Source organism: Streptomyces ortus (assembly GCF_026341275.1).
GTDB classification, from domain to species: Bacteria; Actinomycetota; Actinomycetes; order Streptomycetales; family Streptomycetaceae; genus Streptomyces; species Streptomyces ortus.
This window is the reverse complement of record NZ_JAIFZO010000002.1, coordinates 1,574,163-1,591,127: the sequence shown is the minus strand read 5'-3', so window position 1 is coordinate 1,591,127 and position 16,965 is coordinate 1,574,163. Positions and strand designations below refer to the sequence as shown.

The 16,965-nt window shown below is 71.4% G+C and carries 13 protein-coding genes; 8 read left to right on the top strand and 5 right to left on the bottom strand.

Features of this window, described 5'->3' with window-relative positions; all coding sequences use genetic code 11:
* The first annotated feature begins 38 nt into the window (after positions 1-38).
* The 3 genes from K3769_RS10320 (at position 39) to K3769_RS10310 (ending at position 2,300) form a co-directional block, all read left to right on the top strand.
* Positions 39-1,214, top strand: coding sequence for a sialidase family protein (locus K3769_RS10320; protein ID WP_372514904.1), 1,176 nt, complete (start codon positions 39-41; stop codon positions 1,212-1,214).
* 57 nt (positions 1,215-1,271) lie between these two features.
* A complete protein-coding gene (gene npdG, locus K3769_RS10315) occupies positions 1,272-1,976 on the top strand; it encodes an NADPH-dependent F420 reductase (RefSeq protein WP_267026133.1) in 705 nt (234 codons plus the stop codon).
* Between the two features lie 135 nt (positions 1,977-2,111).
* Entirely contained in the window at positions 2,112-2,300 is a 189-nt protein-coding gene (locus K3769_RS10310) for a hypothetical protein (RefSeq protein WP_189776498.1), read from the top strand.
* Here K3769_RS10310 and K3769_RS10305 read toward each other — a convergent pair.
* A complete protein-coding gene (locus tag K3769_RS10305; protein ID WP_267026132.1) occupies positions 2,290-3,120 on the bottom strand; it encodes a site-2 protease family protein in 831 nt (276 codons plus the stop codon). The two genes, K3769_RS10310 and K3769_RS10305, sit on opposite strands and share 11 nt — an antisense overlap.
* A 182-nt stretch (positions 3,121-3,302) precedes the next feature.
* On the opposite strand from K3769_RS10305, the gene K3769_RS10300 reads away from it, so the two are divergent.
* Positions 3,303-6,734 (top strand): AfsR/SARP family transcriptional regulator, encoded by a 3,432-nt coding sequence (locus tag K3769_RS10300; RefSeq protein ID WP_267026131.1) that lies wholly within the window; start codon positions 3,303-3,305, stop codon positions 6,732-6,734.
* 70 nt (positions 6,735-6,804) lie between these two features.
* Here the strand turns inward: K3769_RS10300 and K3769_RS10295 are convergent, their stop codons facing one another.
* From K3769_RS10295 to panB, 3 genes are all read right to left on the bottom strand, one after another.
* Positions 6,805-7,635 carry an ABC transporter permease gene (locus tag K3769_RS10295; protein ID WP_267026130.1) on the bottom strand — a complete coding sequence of 277 codons (831 nt, stop codon included), beginning with the start codon at positions 7,633-7,635 and terminating at the stop codon, positions 6,805-6,807.
* Positions 7,632-8,696, bottom strand: coding sequence for an ATP-binding cassette domain-containing protein (locus K3769_RS10290; protein ID WP_267026129.1), 1,065 nt, complete (start codon positions 8,694-8,696; stop codon positions 7,632-7,634). The genes K3769_RS10295 and K3769_RS10290 overlap by 4 nt, the downstream gene beginning before the upstream one ends.
* Positions 8,697-9,052: 356 nt before the next feature.
* Positions 9,053-9,919 carry a 3-methyl-2-oxobutanoate hydroxymethyltransferase gene (gene panB / locus K3769_RS10285; protein ID WP_267026128.1) on the bottom strand — a complete coding sequence of 289 codons (867 nt, stop codon included), beginning with the start codon at positions 9,917-9,919 and terminating at the stop codon, positions 9,053-9,055.
* Positions 9,920-10,132: 213 nt separating this feature from the next.
* Between panB and K3769_RS10280 the strand changes: the two genes are divergently transcribed.
* The 4 genes from K3769_RS10280 (at position 10,133) to K3769_RS10265 (ending at position 15,017) form a co-directional block, all read left to right on the top strand.
* Positions 10,133-11,707, top strand: coding sequence for an MFS transporter (locus tag K3769_RS10280; protein WP_267026127.1), 1,575 nt, complete (start codon positions 10,133-10,135; stop codon positions 11,705-11,707).
* 138 nt (positions 11,708-11,845) lie between these two features.
* Complete coding sequence (locus tag K3769_RS10275; RefSeq protein WP_267026126.1) at positions 11,846-12,472, top strand: TetR/AcrR family transcriptional regulator; 627 nt, start codon at positions 11,846-11,848, stop codon at positions 12,470-12,472.
* Between the two features lie 198 nt (positions 12,473-12,670).
* Positions 12,671-13,708: an endonuclease/exonuclease/phosphatase family protein gene (locus tag K3769_RS10270; protein WP_267026125.1), complete on the top strand. Its 1,038-nt coding sequence runs from the start codon at positions 12,671-12,673 to the stop codon at positions 13,706-13,708.
* A gap of 88 nt (positions 13,709-13,796) precedes the next feature.
* On the top strand, positions 13,797-15,017 hold the full coding sequence (locus K3769_RS10265; protein ID WP_267026124.1) for an MFS transporter: 1,221 nt from the start codon (positions 13,797-13,799) through the stop codon (positions 15,015-15,017).
* Between the two features lie 84 nt (positions 15,018-15,101).
* Here K3769_RS10265 and K3769_RS10260 read toward each other — a convergent pair whose 3' ends face one another.
* Positions 15,102-16,856 carry an NAD+ synthase gene (locus tag K3769_RS10260; protein WP_267026123.1) on the bottom strand — a complete coding sequence of 585 codons (1,755 nt, stop codon included), beginning with the start codon at positions 16,854-16,856 and terminating at the stop codon, positions 15,102-15,104.
* Positions 16,857-16,965: the final 109 nt, after the last annotated feature.

Sequence of the window (16,965 nt, the reverse complement as noted above, 5' to 3'; positions counted from 1 at the left end):
CACTGGCCGGTTCACCCGGCGGGCAAGGAGCGATGTCCATGACCAGCAGTGAGACCAGCAATGAGACCGGCAGCGAGAACAGCGGCGAGAGCAGCGGCGAGAGCAGCGGCGAGACCGGCAGTGCGACCGGCCGTGGGGTGTCCGTGCCGTTCCGGGCCGGGCGGGAGGGCTACGCGAGCTTCCGTATCCCGGCCGTCGTCGCCACCCGCGAGGGAACCCTGCTCGCCTTCTGCGAGGGCAGGGTCGGCTCCCGCGACGACTTCGGCCACATCGACATCGTCCTGAAGCGCTCCACGGACGGCGGACTGACGTGGGGACCGCTCCAGGTGGCCGCCTCGAACGGCGAGGCGCTGGCCGGGAACCCGGCCCCCGTCGTCCTCGACACCGGCAGGATCCTGCTCGTCCACGTCCGCAACGCGGCCCTCGCCACCGAGGACGCCATCCGCCGGGGGAAGGTGAGCGCCGCCGACGGGCGCCGCGTCTGGATCCGGCACAGCGACGACGACGGACGTACCTGGTCCACCCCGCGGGAGATCACCGGGCAGGCGAAGAAGGCGGCCTGGCGCTGGTACGCCACCACTCCCGGCCACGCCCTCCAGCTCACCACCGGCCGGATCGTCGTCCCCGCCAACCACTCCCTCCCGCCGACCGGCACGGACACCGGCACCGAGGGCAAGTACAACGGCGGGCACTGTCTGCTCAGCGACGACCACGGCGCGACCTGGCGCATCGGGTACGTCGACGACGACCCCGCCAACCGCATCAACGTGAACGAGACCACCGCCGCCGAACTCCCCGACGGCCGCGTCTACTTCAACACCCGCAACGACTCCGACGCCCCCGGCACCCGCGCCGACGCGTACTCGCGGGACGGCGGCCGGACCCTGGTCAAGCCCTTCCGCCCGCAGGCAGGCCTCGTCGGTCCCGTCGTCGAGGGCTGCGTGCTCCAGCTCCGCGACCCCGACCTCCTCCTCTACTCGGGCCCCGCCGACCCCGGCTTCCGCGCCCTGATGACGGTCCGCGCCAGCACCGACGACGGCGTCACCTGGCGGACGGCGCACACCGTCGACGGACTGCCCGCCGCGTACTCCGATCTCGTCCGCGTCGACGAGGACACGGTCGGACTCCTCCACGAGACGGGCGACTTCGGCGCGTACGAGACCATCACCTTCCGGCGTATCCCCGTGACGTCTCTGGTCACGGCTCTCCCCTGAGCGGCGCGCACCGGAGCCACCCGCCGGAAGGGACCACCACGCACGTAAAGTCGGCCCATGACCTCTACTGACAGTGCACAGAAGGCCCCCGCCAAGGACCCCTGGGACCTTCCCGACGTCTCCGGGCTCGTCGTCGGCGTACTCGGCGGCACCGGTCCGCAGGGCAAGGGCCTCGCCTACCGGCTGGCCCGTGCCGGGCAGCAGGTGATCATCGGCTCGCGGGCCGCGGAGCGCGCGCAGGCCGCCGCCGACGAGCTCGGACACGGCGTCGAGGGCGCCGACAACGCCGAGACCGCCCGCCGCAGCGACATCGTGATCGTCGCCGTGCCGTGGGACGGACACGGCAAGACCCTGGAGTCGCTGCGGGAGGAACTGGCCGGCAAGCTCGTCGTCGACTGCGTCAACCCGCTCGGCTTCGACAAGAAGGGCGCGTACGCGCTCAAGCCCGAGGAGGGCAGCGCCGCCGAACAGGCCGCCGCGCTGCTGCCGGACTCCCGTGTCACCGCCGCCTTCCACCACCTGTCGGCCGTGCTGCTCCAGGACCCGGAGATCGAGGAGATCGACACCGACGTGATGGTGCTCGGCGAGGAGCGCGCCGACGTCGAGATCGTCCAGGCGCTGGCCGGCCGCATCCCGGGCATGCGCGGCATCTTCTCCGGGCGGCTGCGCAACGCCCACCAGGTCGAGTCGCTGGTGGCGAACCTGATCTCGGTGAACCGCCGCTACAAGGCCCACGCGGGCCTGCGCCTCACCGACCTCTAGAGCCCCGACCGGCGACCGGGACCGTGTACGGGCGGGTTCCGGACGTGGGGGACACTGGAGCCGAGCAGTGTCCCCCTCCGGAACCCGCGTGCTGTGGCGCCGGGCTCCCGGAGTTCCCCGACAGGAGCAGAACCCATGTCCCGACTCGCCCTCTACGCCCTCGTCGTCTGCGTCCTGGCCACGGCGGCGGCCGTCGTCTCCTTCGTCCAGGGCAGCTGGCTGGGGATCGTCTGGGTGCTGCTCGCGGGCCTGTCGTCCAACATGACCTGGTACTACCTGCGCCGGGACCGGATGCGGCGCAAGGCGTCCTCCGTCACTGGTTGACCGAGCAGTACTGGTCGGTCTCCGTCCAGAACCGGTAGAGGTTCTGCCCGCAGTACGTACGGATCTCGTCGATGCCCAGGGTGCGCAGCAGCGCGTCGATCGCGTCGAAGAACTGGTTGTTCACCTCCGGGATCCACAGGATCGCGAAGACGAAGAGCAGACCGAAGGGCGCGTACGGCTCCACCTGGCGGCGGATCTTGTACGAGAGCCAGGGCTCGATCACGCCGTAGCCGTCCAGGCCCGGGATCGGCAGGAAGTTCAGCAGCGCGGCCGTGACCTGCAGCAACGCCAGGAACGCGAGGGCGAACTGGAAGTCGGCCGGTACGCCGTCCAGCGCGTCCAGCCAGAACGGGGCCGTGCAGACCACCGCGAACAGCACGTTCGTCAGCGGGCCCGCCGCCGAGATCAGGCTGTGCTTCCAGCGGCCCCGGATCCGGCTCCGCTCGATGAACACCGCGCCACCGGGCAGACCGATACCGCCCATGATGACGAAGAGGACCGGCAGCACGATGCTGAGCAGCGCGTGCGTGTACTTCAGCGGGTTCAGGGTCAGATAGCCCTTCGCGCCGATCGAGATGTCGCCGCTGTGCAGGGCGGTGCGCGCGTGCGCGTACTCGTGCAGACAGAGCGAGACGATCCACGCGGCCGTCACGAACAGGAAGACGGCGACGCCCGGCTGCTCGGCGAAGCCCGTCCAGGTGGCCCAGCCGGTCACCGCCGCGACGGCCACGATCCCGAGGAACACGGGGCTGATCCTCTCCCAGTGCTTCGATTGCCTGGGGGGACCCCCATCACTGTGCCGGCCTGTGGCGGTGGTCATGGGGCGGGGCTCCCTGAAAAGTTCGAACGGGCTTGGGCGTGCCGGGTAGACCGTACCGGTGGTGTGGGGGGAACGTCCCAGGGAGGGTCGGAGGTTCCTCCGGCCCTCCACTCGCGTCCTCCGCCCTCACCGGTTCACGCCGGTCCGAAATCCGGGGCGGGCCCGGGGCGCGGACAGGGACAATGGTCTGCGTGCGCTATCGCATCCTCGGCACCACCCAGGCACTCCGCCCCGACGGCACCCTCGTTCCGGTCGGCGGGGCGCGGCTGCGCGCCCTGCTGACGGTCCTCGCCCTGCGCCCCGGCCGGACCGTGTCCGTGGCCGTGCTGGTCGACGAGGTCTGGGGCGCCGACCCCCCGGCCGACGCGCCGGGCGCGCTGCAGGCCCTGGTGGGCCGGTTGCGCCGGGCGCTCGGCGCGGACGCGATCGGCTCCGACGAGGGCGGCTACCGGCTGCGCGCGGCGGCCGACGACGTCGACCTGCACCGGTTCGAACGGCTCGCGGGCGAGGGGGCGCGCGCGCTGGCCGACGGCGACCCCGGCAAGGCGGCCGTCATCCTGGACGACGCCCTCGCCCTCTGGCAGGGCCCGGCCCTCACCGATCTCCCGGACCGTACGGCGCGGGCGTCGCGCTGGGAGGCCCGCCGGCTCGACGCCCGGCGCGCCCGTCTCGGGGCCGCGCTCGCCCTCGGCCACGCCGAGCAGTCCCTGCCCGACCTCACCGCCCTCTGCGACACCCACCCCCTGGACGAACCCCTCCAGGTGCTGCGCCTGCGGGCCCTGCGCGACGCGGGCCGCGCGGCGGAGGCGCTGGCCGCCTACGAGTCCGTACGCCGTCTGCTGGCCGACCGGCTGGGCACCGACCCGGGCCCGGAACTGCGAGCCCTGCACACGGAACTGCTGACCGGCACCCCGCCGGTCCGGCGCCCCGGCACCCCACGGAACGGCAGCCACCCCGACAATCACCGGAACGGGTCGGTCCCGTACGGCGATGGGTCCGAGGCCGCTCCCGGCTGGCGCGGCACCGCGACCGCCCCGCGCGAGCGGCCCGTGCCGGTCGGGAATCTGCGGGCCCGGCTCACCTCCTTCGTCGGCCGGGACACCGATCTGGCCACCATCCGCGGGGACCTCGCGGCGGCCCGGCTCGTCACGCTGCTCGGTCCTGGCGGCGCCGGGAAGACCCGCCTGTCGCAGGAGGCGGCGGAGAGCGTCGCCCCGGACCTGCCCGACGGGGTGTGGCTGGCCGAACTCGCCCCCGTGGACGACCCGGAGACCGTCCCCGAGGCCGTCCTCACCGCCGTCGGCGCCCGGGAGACCGTGCTGCGCGGCGCCGGGGCCGACGAACTGCGGGCCGTCACCGACCGGCACGACGACCCGCTCCTGCGGCTCACCGAGCACTGCGCCAAACGCCGCATGCTGATCGTCCTCGACAACTGCGAACACGTCGTGGACGCCGCCGCCCGCCTCGTCGAGCAACTGCTCGAACGCTGCCCCGGACTGACGGTACTGGCCACGAGCCGCGAACCCCTCGGCGTACCGGGGGAGTTGCTGCGGCCCGTCGAGCCGCTGCCCGAGCCGTACGCGCTGAAGCTGCTCGCCGACCGGGGCGCCGCCGCCCGGCCCGGTTTCCGCATCGAGGACGACCCGGAGGCCGCCGCCGAGATCTGCCGGCGCCTGGACGGACTGCCGCTCGCCATCGAACTGGCCGCCGCCCGGCTGCGGATGCTCACCCCGCGCCAGATCGCCGACCGTCTCGACAACCGCTTCCGGCTGCTCACCTCCGGCAGCCGTACGGTCCTGCCGCGCCAGCAGACCCTGCGGGCCGTCGTCGACTGGTCCTGGGAGCTGCTGGACGAGGACGAACGCGACGTGCTGCGGCGGCTGTCCGTCTTCGCCGGCGGCTGCGACCTCGCCGCCGCCGAAGCGGTCTGCGGACCCGCCGCGCTGGAGGCGCTCGGCTCGCTCGTCGACAAGTCCCTCGTGGTGGCCGCCCCTTCCGGCGGCCAGGACGCGGGGGAGGGGACGGGCGAGGAAGCGGGTCCGGGCTCGGGCGACAGCGCCGGCGGCGGGATGCGCTACCGGCTCCTGGAGACCGTAGCCGAGTACGCCGGACAGCGCCTCGACGCGAGCGGCGAGCGCCCCGCGACGGAGCGCGCCCACCTCACGTACTACCGCGAGCTCGCCCGCACCACCGACCCGAGGCTGCGCGGCCCCGGGCAGCGCGCGGCCATCGAACTGTTCCAGCTCGAAAGCGAGAACACGCGCGCCGCACTGCAGCGTGCCGTCGCCGCGGGCGACGAACAGGAAGCACTCTGCCTCGTCCTCTCCCTCGCCTGGTACTGGCAGATCCGCGACCTGCGGATGATCACCCGCAACTGGACACGGGAGGTCATGGCGATGGGCCCCGACCCGTTCGCGCCGCCCACCGAACGAGCCGTCCCGCTGTACGAGTCCTGCGTCGCCGATCCGCCGCCCATGAGCCCGGACGTCCTCGTCGAGGCCAGGCGCGGCGTCCATCTCCTCCATCTCGCCTGTATGGACCTGGAACTGGACACCTGGCAGACACCGGAGGCGGAGGCCAAACTGCGCGCCGTCAACGAGGCCTACGAGCCCGGCCTCCCGCAGGTCTGCCGCAACCCCGGCTACCTCTGGTTCTTCGCCGTGCTGCTGACCGGCGACATGGACCGGTTGCGCCAGGTCATCGACGCCAGTGTGGAGACCTGCCGGCGACTCGGCACCCGCTGGGAGCTGGCCGTCGCCCTCCAGATGCGAGCCAACATGCTCGCCAACCGCGCCGACTGGGCGGGGGACGCGGCCCATGACGCCGACGAGTCGCTGGAACTGTTCGTCGGTCTCGAAGACGCCTGGGGCGCCGCCGAGGCGCTCTCCGCGCGGGGCGAGGCCCATGAGCGCAAGGGCGAGTACCAGCTCGCCGCGAAGGACTACGAGACGGCCATCGGCCACGCCGAACGCCTGGGAGCCCGTGCCCAGGTGGCCATCCTCAGCACCCGGCTGGGCAGCGTGCTCATCGACGCGGGCGAGACCGGGCGGGGTGAACGGCTGCTGCGCGAAGTCCTCGAACAGGGCGACGGCGCGCACAACGAAGCCATGCCGGGGGCCCGGCTCTTCCTCGCGATGTGGCTCGGCCGCACCGGCCGCGTCGCCGAGGCGCGGGCGCAGATGGAGCGGCTGTGGGACGACTTCGGCGCCGTACGGTTCGTGGTCTTCGACGGGTTCGTCATGGGCGTGGAGGCCTGGCTGGACTCGCAGGAGGGCCTGTACGACGAGGCGGTGGTGAAGGTGCGGGGAGCCCTGGAACGGGCCAAGGACCCGCTGACCCAGATGATCGCGCCGCACATGTTCTCGGTGCATCTGGCCACCGCGTCCATCGCGCTCGCCGGGGCCGAGGGCGGCCGGCGCGCCGAGGACGCCGCCCGGTGCCTGGGCGCCGCCGACAAGCTCCTGCCGGCCGGACACTTCCGGGCCGTCGTGGAGCACGAGATCAGGGCACAGGGCGAGGCGGCGGCGCGCGGGGTCCTCGACGGACCGGCGTACGACGCCGCGTACGCGCAGGGCGGCGGCCTCTCCTTCGAGGAGGCCGCCGCCCTGGTCTGAGACGAGACGCCCTGTCCGGAAACAAGACGGTCTGCTCGGAAACGAGACGCTCTGCTCGGAAACGAGACGGTCAGGTCTTGGTGCGGTACTTGTGGATGGCGACCGGGGCCATCACGACGGTGATGACGAGCGACCAGAGCAGCGTGATCATGACGTCGTGGGCGACCGGCTGGCCGCCGTTCATCAGACCCCGGGCCGCGTCCGCGAGGGACGACAGCGGGTTGTAGTCGGTGAACGTCTGCAGCCAGCCCGGCATGGTGGACGGCGGCGAGAAGATCGAGGAACCGAACTGCAGGGGCATCAGCACGAGGAACCCCATTCCCTGGATGGCCTGGGCGTTCTTCATCACCACGCCCATGGTCAGAAAGATCCACATGATGGACGAGCCGAAGACCAGGGCCAGCCCGATGGCGGCGAACAGACCCGGCACGTTCGACACGGACAGGCCGAGCAGGAAACCGACCCCGAGCAGGATCGCCGTGGCGAGCAGCAGTCGGCCGATCTCGACCATGATCTTGGCGATCAGGACCGAGGCGCGGGAGATCGGCAGGGACCGGAAGCGGTCCATGACCCCCGTCTGGAAGTCCTGGTTGAAACCGGTGCCCACGCCCATCGCGATGTTCATGCCCATCATCGCCATCAGGCCCGGGACGACGTAGTTGACGTACTCGTCCTGGTTGCCCTTGCCGGCGATCGCGCCGCCGAAGACGAACACGAAGAGCAGCGTGAAGACGATCGGCATCAGGATGACGTCGAACATCGACTCCGGGTCCTGGCGGATCCACAGCACGTTGCGGCGGACCAGGGCGCTGATGTGGCGCAGATGGGCGCGTATGCCGACGTGCGGATCGTCGTCGGTGCCGAGCGCCGTGGGCGCTTCGACGGCGGTGGCGGCGCTCATACGGCGGCCTCCTCATAGGACTCGTGGGAGCGGCCGGCCGGGGTGTCCCGCGGGTCGTCCGGGTCGGTCGGTTCGGTGGCCCGGTGGCCGGTGAGGGAGAGGAACACCTCGTCCAGGCTGGGCAGTTCGGTGCTGAGGCCGGCCAGGGTGACGCCCCGGGCGGTGAGCGCGCCGACCACGGCGGTCAGCTGCTCGTCACTGAGGATGGGCACGAGGACCGTGCCGGTGGCGATGTCCACCGTGGCGCTGCCCGGGCCCGTGAGGCCGAAGTCGTCGAGGGCGGTGGCCGTGGGGCGCAGCTCCAGCGGGTCGGCCGGGCGGATGCGCAGGGTGCGACCGCCGACCTTCGCCTTCAGCTCGTCGATGCCGCCGTTGGCGATGACCTTGCCGCGGTCGATGACCGTGAGCTCGTTCGCGAGCTGCTCGGCCTCCTCCATGTACTGCGTGGTGAGCAGGACGGTGACACCGTCCCCGACCATCCGCTTGACCTCTGTCCACACCTCTTTCCGCGTCCGCGGGTCCAGGCCGGTCGTCGGCTCGTCCAGGAAGAGGACGGTCGGACTGCCGATCATGGACGCGGCGAGGTCGAGGCGGCGCCGCATGCCTCCGGAATACGTGCTCGCCGGGCGCCTGCCCGCTTCGGTGAGCGAGAAGCGCTCAAGGAGTTCGTCCGCGCGGGTGCGGGCGTCCTTGCGGGTCAGGTCGAGGAGTCGGCCGATCAGATAGAGGTTCTCGCGGCCGGAGAGCTTCTCGTCCACGGAGGCGTACTGGCCGGTGAGGCCGATCACCCGGCGCAGCCGGCGGGGCTGGCGCACGACGTCGAAGCCGGCGACCGTGGCGCGGCCCGAGTCGGGTATGAGGAGGGTGGAGAGGATGCGTACGAGGGTCGTCTTGCCCGCGCCGTTCGGGCCCAGCACGCCGCGGACCGTGCCCTCGCGTACGTCCAGGTCCACGCCGTCCAGTGCTTTGGTCTCGCCGTAGTGCTTGACCAGTCCCCGCACGCTGACGGCGTCGGCGTGGTCTGCGCCGTCCTGCCGGGGCTCGTTGTCGATTCGCGTCATGCCCCCAACCTCCCACCCCCCACCGACAAACCACCGACACCCCACCGACACCCCCCGCCTGGCGGCGGCCGACCCCCAAAGACTGCGCCGTTCCCCGCGCCCCTGAAAGCAAAAAGATTGCGCCGTTCCCCGCGCCCCCGAAGACGAAAAGACTGCGCCGTATCCGCGCCGCCGGGAGGGGCTGCGCCCCGTCAGGGGCGCGGGGAACTGCGCAGCGGGGGGTCGGGGGCGGAGCCCCCATGCGGTGGAGGCGGCGGTGGCGGGAGAAATCTGGCACCCCGCCGGCGGGGGAAATACGGCAGCCCGCCGACGGGGGAAATCGGCGGGCTGCCTCCGTACCGCAGTGGACTAGTGGACTAGTGGACGGAATGCTCCTCCTGAGGGAACGTTCCGCCGACGACATCATCCGCGAACGCCTTCGCCGCCTCCCCCATGACCCCCCGCAGATCCGCATACTGCTTCACGAACCGCGGCATCTTCCCACCCGTGAGCCCCAGCATGTCCGTCCACACAAGGACCTGCGCGTCCGTCTCGGCCCCCGCCCCGATCCCGACCGTCGGAATGTGCAGCACGCGCGTGACCTCGGCGGCCAGCTCCGCCGGCACCAGCTCCAGCACGACGGCGAACGCCCCCGCGTCCTGCACGGCCTTGGCGTCGCGCAGCAACTGCTGGGCCGCCTCCTCGCCGCGCCCCTGCACCCGGTACCCCATGGAGTTCACGGACTGCGGAGTGAGCCCGATGTGCGCCATCACCGGGATCCCCGACTCCACGAGCAGCTTGATCTGCTCGTGCGAGCGCTCACCGCCCTCCAGCTTCACGGCCCCGACCCCGGCGTCCTTCACCAGCCGCATGGCCGACCGCAGCGCCTGAACCGGCCCCTCCTGGTACGACCCGAACGGCAGGTCGCCCACGATGAGGGCGCGCGAGGTGCCCCGTACGACGGCCGCCGACAGCATGGTCATCTCGTCGAGGGTGACGGGCACGGTGGTCTCGTAGCCCAGGTGGCAGTTGCCCGCCGAGTCGCCGACGAGCATGACGGGGATGCCGGCCTCGTCGAAGACGGACGCGGTCATCGCGTCGTACGCGGTGAGCATCGGCCACTTCTCGCCGCGCTCCTTGGCCACCGTGATGTCGCGGACGGTGATGCGGCGTGTGCCCTTGCCTCCGTACAGCGCCCTGTTGCTGCTGTCGGTGGTGTTCTGGGCAGCCGAGAACTGCGTCATTGCAACGGCTCCTTCTGTCATCTCGAAGCGCCCTGACGGCGTCTCCGGATCCCCTCCATGGTGGCACCTCGTGCCACAGAACGGCTAGAGGGGTCACCGTGGCCCTCGTCTCCACCCGGCGGGCCTCAAGCCCGTCTCCAGAGCTCGTAAGGTCTAGGTAAAGGATTCCGATACGAGACGGTATCGTATCGAATCTCCTCTAGCCTTTTCGGTATGACCACTCCTGCCGACACCTCGCCCCGGATACCGGAGGCCGTGCACCGACGACGCTGGGCGATCCTCGGCGTGCTGATGCTGAGCCTGCTGATCGTCGTTCTCGACAACTCGATCCTGAACGTGGCGATCAAGACCATCTCCACGCCCGCCCCGACCGGCCTGGGAGCCACCCAGAGCGAGCTGGAATGGGCCATCAACTCCTACACCCTCGTCTTCGCGGGCCTGCTCTTCTCCGCCGGCCTCCTCGGCGACCGGCTCGGCCGCAAGAAGGTGCTGCTCGGCGGCCTCCTCGTCTTCGGGATCGGCTCGGCGCTCGCCGCCTCCTCCGGGTCCCCGGTGGAGCTCATCTCGTTCCGCGCGGTGATGGGCCTCGGCGCCGCCTTCGTGATGCCGGCCACCCTCGCCGTCCTGATGAACGTCTTCGAGCGCGACGAACAGCCGAAGGCCATCGGCATCTGGGCGGGCGGCGTCGGCCTCGCCATCGCCATCGGCCCGATCACCGGAGGGGTCCTGCTCGACCACTTCTGGTGGGGCTCCGTCTTCCTGATCAACGTACCGATCGTGATCGTGGCGCTCGGCCTGATGATCTGGCTCGTCCCCGACTCCCGCGACCCGAAGCCCGGCCGCATCGACCCGGTGGGCGTGGTGCTGTCCGTCATCGGCCTCGTCCTGCTGGTGTACGGCATCATCAAGGGCGGTCAGCTCGCCGACTTCACGGACGCCACGGTCCTCGCGACCATCGGCGCCGGACTCGTCGTACTCGTCGGCTTCGTCGTGCACGAGAAGCGCAGCGACCACCCGTCGATCGACATCGACTACTTCAAGAACAAGGTCTTCTCCGCGGCCATCGCCGCCATAGCGCTGGTGTTCTTCGCGCTGATGGGCGTGACGTTCTTCTCCGTCTTCTACACGCAGAGCGTGCGCGGTTACTCGCCCCTGCAAACCGGTCTGCTGATGCTGCCGCTGGCCGTCGCGCAGCTCGTCTTCGCGCCGCGCGCCCGGCTGGTCGTGGACCGTTTCGGCAACCGGGCCACCACGACGGCGGGCATGCTCACCATCGCCGCCATGCTGGCCGCGTTCGCCGTGCTGGAGGCGGACACGCCGATCTGGATCCTGGAAGTCATCTTCTTCCTGATGGGCGCGGGCATGGCGCACATCATGACGCCGACCAGCGTCGTGATCATGCAGGCCCTGCCGCGCGAGAAGGCGGGCTCCGCCTCCGCGCTCAGCAACACCTTCCGCCAGGTCGGCGGGGCCCTGGGTATCGCCGTACTGGGCTCGGTGCTGTCCGCCGCGTACCGCTCGGGCATCGAGGACAAGCTGCCCGAGGCCGCCCGGCACGAGGCGGGGGAGTCCATCGAGGCGACCCTCGGCTTCGCGGCGAAGCTCGGTCCCAAGGGCGACGCCTTGGTCGGCCCGGCCAACGACGCCTTCCTGCACGCGATGCACGTGACGGCCCTGTGCGGCGCGGGAGTCGCCGTGGTGGGCGCACTGGTCGTCTACCTGTTCCTCCCGGGCCGCACCCCGGCCGAGGCGGAAGAGAAGACGGACCTGGTCAGCACGGACCACTGAAGCCCGCCCCCAAGGGGCGCGGGGAACTACGTGCCCGGCCACGACGGACCCGTACCCACGTCCCATCCCTTCGGGGGCCAGGCACAATCAACCGAGCGGCGAGCGCGACAGCAACACCGGAGAGAGCGGAGCGATCACGTGGAGCAGGGGCCGGGCGGGGCCGGACGGACCGGCGGCGGGGCCGTCAGGGGCCGGCCACGCAGCGAGGCGGTGGAGCGCTCGATCGTCGAGGGCGTCATGCGCCTGCTGGAGGAGGGCGTTCCGCTCGCGGAGATCTCCATAGAGCGGGTCGCCCGCATCGCCGGTGTCGGCAAGGCCACCATCTACCGCCGCTGGAGCGGCCGCGAGGAACTCTTCTGCGACGTGCTGCGCACCGCCGAACCGCCCGACCCGGGGCTGCCCGGCACGTCCATGCGCGACGACCTGATCGCCATACTCGAATCGCTGCGGCAGCGCGGTCTGGCCACCCGCTCGTCGGCGATCATGCACAACGTCTACGCGCAGATGAAGAGCAGCCCCAAGCTGTGGAAGGTCTACCACGCGGCCGTCATCGAACCGCGCCGCCTGCTGACGCTCGACGTCCTGCGGCGCGGCCAGGCCAACGGCGAGTTCCGCGCGGACGTCGACGTCGAACTGGCCAACGACCTCTTCGTGGGTCCCATGCTCGTCCGCGCGGTCATCCGCACGGACGCGGGACTCGAGGAGGGACTGTCCGAACGGATCGTCGACACGGTCCTGGCGGGACTGGGCTCCGCCGCCCACTGACCCCCCGCGACGCCGGTCCCGTCAATGTGCGCGTTCCGTCACAGACCACCCCACCTGGCCCGCCGCCGGAACTCGCCGCGCCCCCTCGGTCGTCCTTGTGCCCGTACGGCCGCCGTGGGGCGGCGGGAACGATCGCGATCATCCCCTAGGGTCTTAGGGCGCGGGGATGATGTGAACGGCAGTTGGTGAGGCGACGGTATGGCGCAGGCGTACATGACGGAGACGGGCAGCGGCGGCCAGGGACCCGACCGCAGAGGACCCCGGCTCCGCCGCCTGCTGACGTCGCTCCGCACCGACCGGGGCATCTGGCGGCGGGGCGTCGTCCTGGCCGCGTGCGCCCTCGTCCTCGCCCTGGTGATGGCGATGCACGCGCAGATCCCGAACCGGATCGGCAACCTCGGCAGCCTCCTGGAGACCTTCCTGCCCTGGCTGGGGCTGGCCGTCCCGGTGCTGTTCGGCCTCGCGCTGTTCCGCAGGTCGGCGACCGCGCTGATCGCAGTCCTCCTGCCCGCGATCATCTGGGTCAACCTCTTCGGCGGGCTGCTCGTCGACAGGACGGGCTCCGGCGGGGACCTCACCGTCGCCACGCACAACGTCAACGCGGACAACCCGGACCCGGAGGGCACGGCCCGTGCCGTGGCCGCCTCGGGCGCGGACGTGGTGGCCCTGGAGGAGCTGACCACCACGGCGGTTCCGGTCTACGAGAAGGCCCTCGCCTCGACGTACAAGTACCACTCCGTGCAGGGCACGGTCGGTCTGTGGAGCAAGTACCCGATCAGTGGGGCCGCCCCCGTCGACATCAAGCTCGGCTGGACCCGCGCGATGCGGGCGACCGTCGCCGCGCCCGACGGGCGGCTCGCGGTGTACGTGGCGCACCTGCCCTCCGTCCGGGTGAAGATGGAGGCCGGTTTCACCGCGCGGCAGCGCGACAAGAGCGCCGACGCGCTCGGGGAGGCCATCGCCGACGAGAGGCTGCCGGACATCGCCCTGCTCGGCGACCTGAACGGCACGATGAACGACCGCGCGCTGAACGGCGTCACCTCGCAGATGCGCTCCGCGCAGGGTGCGGCGGGCAGCGGCTTCGGGTTCAGCTGGCCGGCGTCGTTCCCGATGGCGCGCATCGACCAGATCATGGTCAAGGGCGTCGAGCCGGTCACCTCGTGGACCCTGCCGGAGACGGGCAGCGACCATCTTCCGATCGCCGCACGCGTGAAGCTGTCGGCAACCCGCTCGTAACCCTTGGGAATACTGGGGCTGGAAGGCTTTGTTCCGTAGTTGAACATAAACTGCACGGAACACCGCTCTCCCCTGTGAAAGGTCCCTCATGCCCCTGGCCCTGCTCGCCCTCGCCGTGGGCGCCTTCGGCATCGGCACCACCGAGTTCGTGATGATGGGGCTGCTGCCCGACGTCGCGGACGACCTGGGCATCTCGATCCCCACCGCCGGCCATCTCGTCTCGGCGTACGCGATCGGCGTCGTCGTCGGCGCCCCGCTGCTCGCGGCGGTCACCGCCCGCATGGCCCGCCGCAAGGTCCTGATCGGGCTGATGGTGCTGTTCGTCGTGGGCAACACGCTCTCGGCGTTCGCCCCCGACCACACCTCACTGCTCGCGGCCCGCTTCCTGAGCGGTCTGCCGCACGGCGCGTTCTTCGGCGTCGGAGCCGTCGTCGCCACCGGCATGGTCAGCGCCGAGCGCAAGGCCCGCGCGGTCTCCCTGATGTTCCTCGGCCTCACCGTCGCGAACATCGCGGGCGTCCCCGCCGCCACCCTCGTCGGCCAGCAGTTCGGCTGGCGTGCCACCTTCCTCGGTGTCAGTGTGATCGGCCTCGCGGCCATCGCCTCGCTGGCGCTGCTCCTGCCCCGCACGTCCGAGCACGACCTGGCCGCCACCGGACTGCGCGGCGAACTGGCGGCGCTCAGGTCGGTCCCGGTCTGGCTGGCCCTCGGTACGACCGTCGCGGGCTTCGGCGCGCTCTTCTCGGCGTACAGCTATATCACGCCGATGCTGACGGACTCCGCCGGGTACGCCGACTCCAGCGTGACCCTGCTGCTCGCGCTGTTCGGCGTGGGCGCCACCATCGGCAACCTGCTCGGCGGCCGGCTGGCGGACCGCTCGATGCGCGGCACGCTGTTCGGCGGGCTGGTCTCGCTGGTGGCGGTGCTGGCCCTCTTCCCGCTGATGATGACCACGGCGTGGAGTGCGCCCCTCGCCGTGGTCCTGCTCGGCGCGGCGGCGTTCACGACCAGTTCCCCGCTGCTGCTCATGGTCATGGAGAAGGCGTCCTCGGCCCCGTCCCTGGCCTCCTCCGCCAACCAGGCGGCGTTCAACCTCGCGAACGCCGGCGGCGCGTGGATCGGCGGCCTGGCCCTCGCGGCGGGTTACGGCGTCACGTCCCCGGCCCTCGCGGGCGCGGCCCTGGCGGTGCTGGGCCTGGCCGTCGCGGCCGTCGCGTACGTCGTGGACCGCAACCGCGGCACGACGAACGCGGGCCGCATAGTGGCGACCCACACCCCGCAGCACGCGGAGGTCCCGGCCCACCACTGAGGAACAAAAGACTGCGCCGTTCCCCGCGCCCTTTCTCAGGGGCGCGGGGAACGGCGCAGTCTTCTCGTCTTTCGGGACGCTGCCTCAAACGCTCTCGCGCCAGAGGCTCGTGATCGGCAGCCGCCGGTCCTTGCCGAAGCCCTTCGCCGAGATCTTCGTGCCCGGCGGATACTGCCGCCGCTTGTACTCGGCCGTGTCGACCATCCGCAGCGTCTTGGTGACCATCTCCCGGTCGTACCCCGCCGCCACGATCGCGTCGGCCCCCGTGTCCCGGTCGACGTACAGCTCCAGAATCGCGTCCAGGACGGGATAGTCCGGCAGCGAGTCCGTGTCGACCTGCCCCGGCCGCAGCTCGGCGCTCGGCGGCTTGGAGATGGAGTTCTCCGGGATCGGCGGGGTCTGCCCCCGCTCGGCCGCCGCCCGGTTGCGCCACTCGGCGAGCCGGAAGATCGACGTCTTGTAGACGTCCTTGATCGGCCCGTACGCGCCCACCGAGTCGCCGTACAGCGTCGAGTACCCCACCGCCAGCTCGGACTTGTTGCCCGGCGCCAGCACGATGTGCCCCTCCTGGTTGGAGAGGGCCATCAGCATGGTGCCGCGCAGCCGCGACTGGAGGTTCTCCTCGGCCAGCCCGGTGAGCCCCAGCGACCCCATGTACGCGTCGAACATCGGCTCGATCGGGACGGTACGGAAGTTGAGCCCGGTCCGCCGGGCCAGCTCGGCCGCGTCTCCCCTGGAGTGGTCCGAGGAGTACTTGGACGGCATCGACACGCCGTACACGTTCTCCGCGCCGAGCGCGTCGCAGGCGATCGCGGCGACGAGGGCGGAGTCGATACCGCCCGAGAGCCCGATCAGCACGGAGCGGAAACCGTTCTTCGCGGCGTACGCCCGCAGGCCCACCACCAGCGCGGAGTACACCTCCTCGTCGGCGTCGAGCCGCTCGGCGTACCCGCCGGACAACTCCGCCTCGTACGGCGGCAGCGGCTCGTCGGAGATGACGAGGTGATCGATGCGCAGCCCGTCGTCCACGACCCCCGAGGGCGGCTCGGGGGCGGCGGCGGGCAGCTCCAGGTCGAGGACGACGCACCCCTCGGAGAACTGGGGTGCCCGCGCGACGACGTCGCCGTTGCGGTCGACGACGATCGAGTCGCCGTCGAAGACCAGCTCGTCCTGGCCGCCGATCATGGCCAGGTACGCGGTCGTGCAGCCGGCCTCCTGCGCGCGCTTGCGCACGAGGTCGAGCCGGGTGTCGTCCTTGTCGCGCTCGTACGGCGAGGCGTTGATCGACACCAGCAGGCCGGCGCCGGCGGAACGGGTCGCCGGGACCCGGCCGCCGTCCTGCCAGAGGTCCTCGCAGATGGCGAGGGCGACGTCGATGCCGTGCACCCGGACGACCGGCAGGGTGTCGCCGGGCACGAAGTAGCGGAACTCGTCGAAGACGCCGTAGTTCGGCAGGTGGTGCTTGGCGAAGGTGAGGACCACCTCGCCGCGGTGCAGCACCGCTGCCGCGTTCCGCGGGGCACCGGCCGGCTGCCCGTACTTGGGCTGCGCCTTTTCGGAACGGTCCAGGTAGCCGACGACGACCGGCAGCTCCCCGAACCCCTCCTCGGCGAGCCGCGCGGCGAGGGCGTGCAGGGCCGCGCGGGACGCCTCCACGAAGGACGACCGCAGGGCGAGGTCCTCGACGGGGTACCCGGTCAGCACCATCTCGGGGAACGCCACGAGGTGGGCTCCCTGCTCGGCGGAGTGCCGGGTCCAGCGGACGACCGCCTCGGCGTTCCCGGCGAGATCGCCGACGGTCGAGTCGATCTGATTCAGAGCGAGACGTAGTTGAGGCACGAGGCCCAGTGTAATCGTCAGAGAGACGTTATGGGCTGGCAGCCCCGCCGACCCCCCAGCGGTGCGCCGTTCCCCGCGCCCCCAGAGACGAAAGACTGCGCCGTTCCCC

Excerpts from the sequence above, each read along its gene's own strand:
- K3769_RS10270 (WP_267026125.1), top strand. The coding sequence starts at position 12,671 with ATGGCGCAGGCGTACATGACGGAGACGGGCAGCGGCGGCCAGGGACCC.
- K3769_RS10320 (WP_372514904.1), top strand. The coding sequence starts at position 39 with ATGACCAGCAGTGAGACCAGCAATGAGACCGGCAGCGAGAACAGCGGC.
- K3769_RS10310 (WP_189776498.1), top strand. The coding sequence starts at position 2,112 with ATGTCCCGACTCGCCCTCTACGCCCTCGTCGTCTGCGTCCTGGCCACG.
- K3769_RS10295 (WP_267026130.1), bottom strand. The coding sequence starts at position 7,635 with ATGAGCGCCGCCACCGCCGTCGAAGCGCCCACGGCGCTCGGCACCGAC.
- K3769_RS10265 (WP_267026124.1), top strand. The coding sequence starts at position 13,797 with ATGCCCCTGGCCCTGCTCGCCCTCGCCGTGGGCGCCTTCGGCATCGGC.
- K3769_RS10280 (WP_267026127.1), top strand. The coding sequence starts at position 10,133 with ATGACCACTCCTGCCGACACCTCGCCCCGGATACCGGAGGCCGTGCAC.
- npdG (WP_267026133.1), top strand. The coding sequence starts at position 1,272 with ATGACCTCTACTGACAGTGCACAGAAGGCCCCCGCCAAGGACCCCTGG.
- K3769_RS10305 (WP_267026132.1), bottom strand. The coding sequence starts at position 3,120 with ATGACCACCGCCACAGGCCGGCACAGTGATGGGGGTCCCCCCAGGCAA.
- panB (WP_267026128.1), bottom strand. The coding sequence starts at position 9,919 with ATGACGCAGTTCTCGGCTGCCCAGAACACCACCGACAGCAGCAACAGG.
- K3769_RS10290 (WP_267026129.1), bottom strand. The coding sequence starts at position 8,696 with ATGACGCGAATCGACAACGAGCCCCGGCAGGACGGCGCAGACCACGCC.
- K3769_RS10300 (WP_267026131.1), top strand. The coding sequence starts at position 3,303 with ATGGTCTGCGTGCGCTATCGCATCCTCGGCACCACCCAGGCACTCCGC.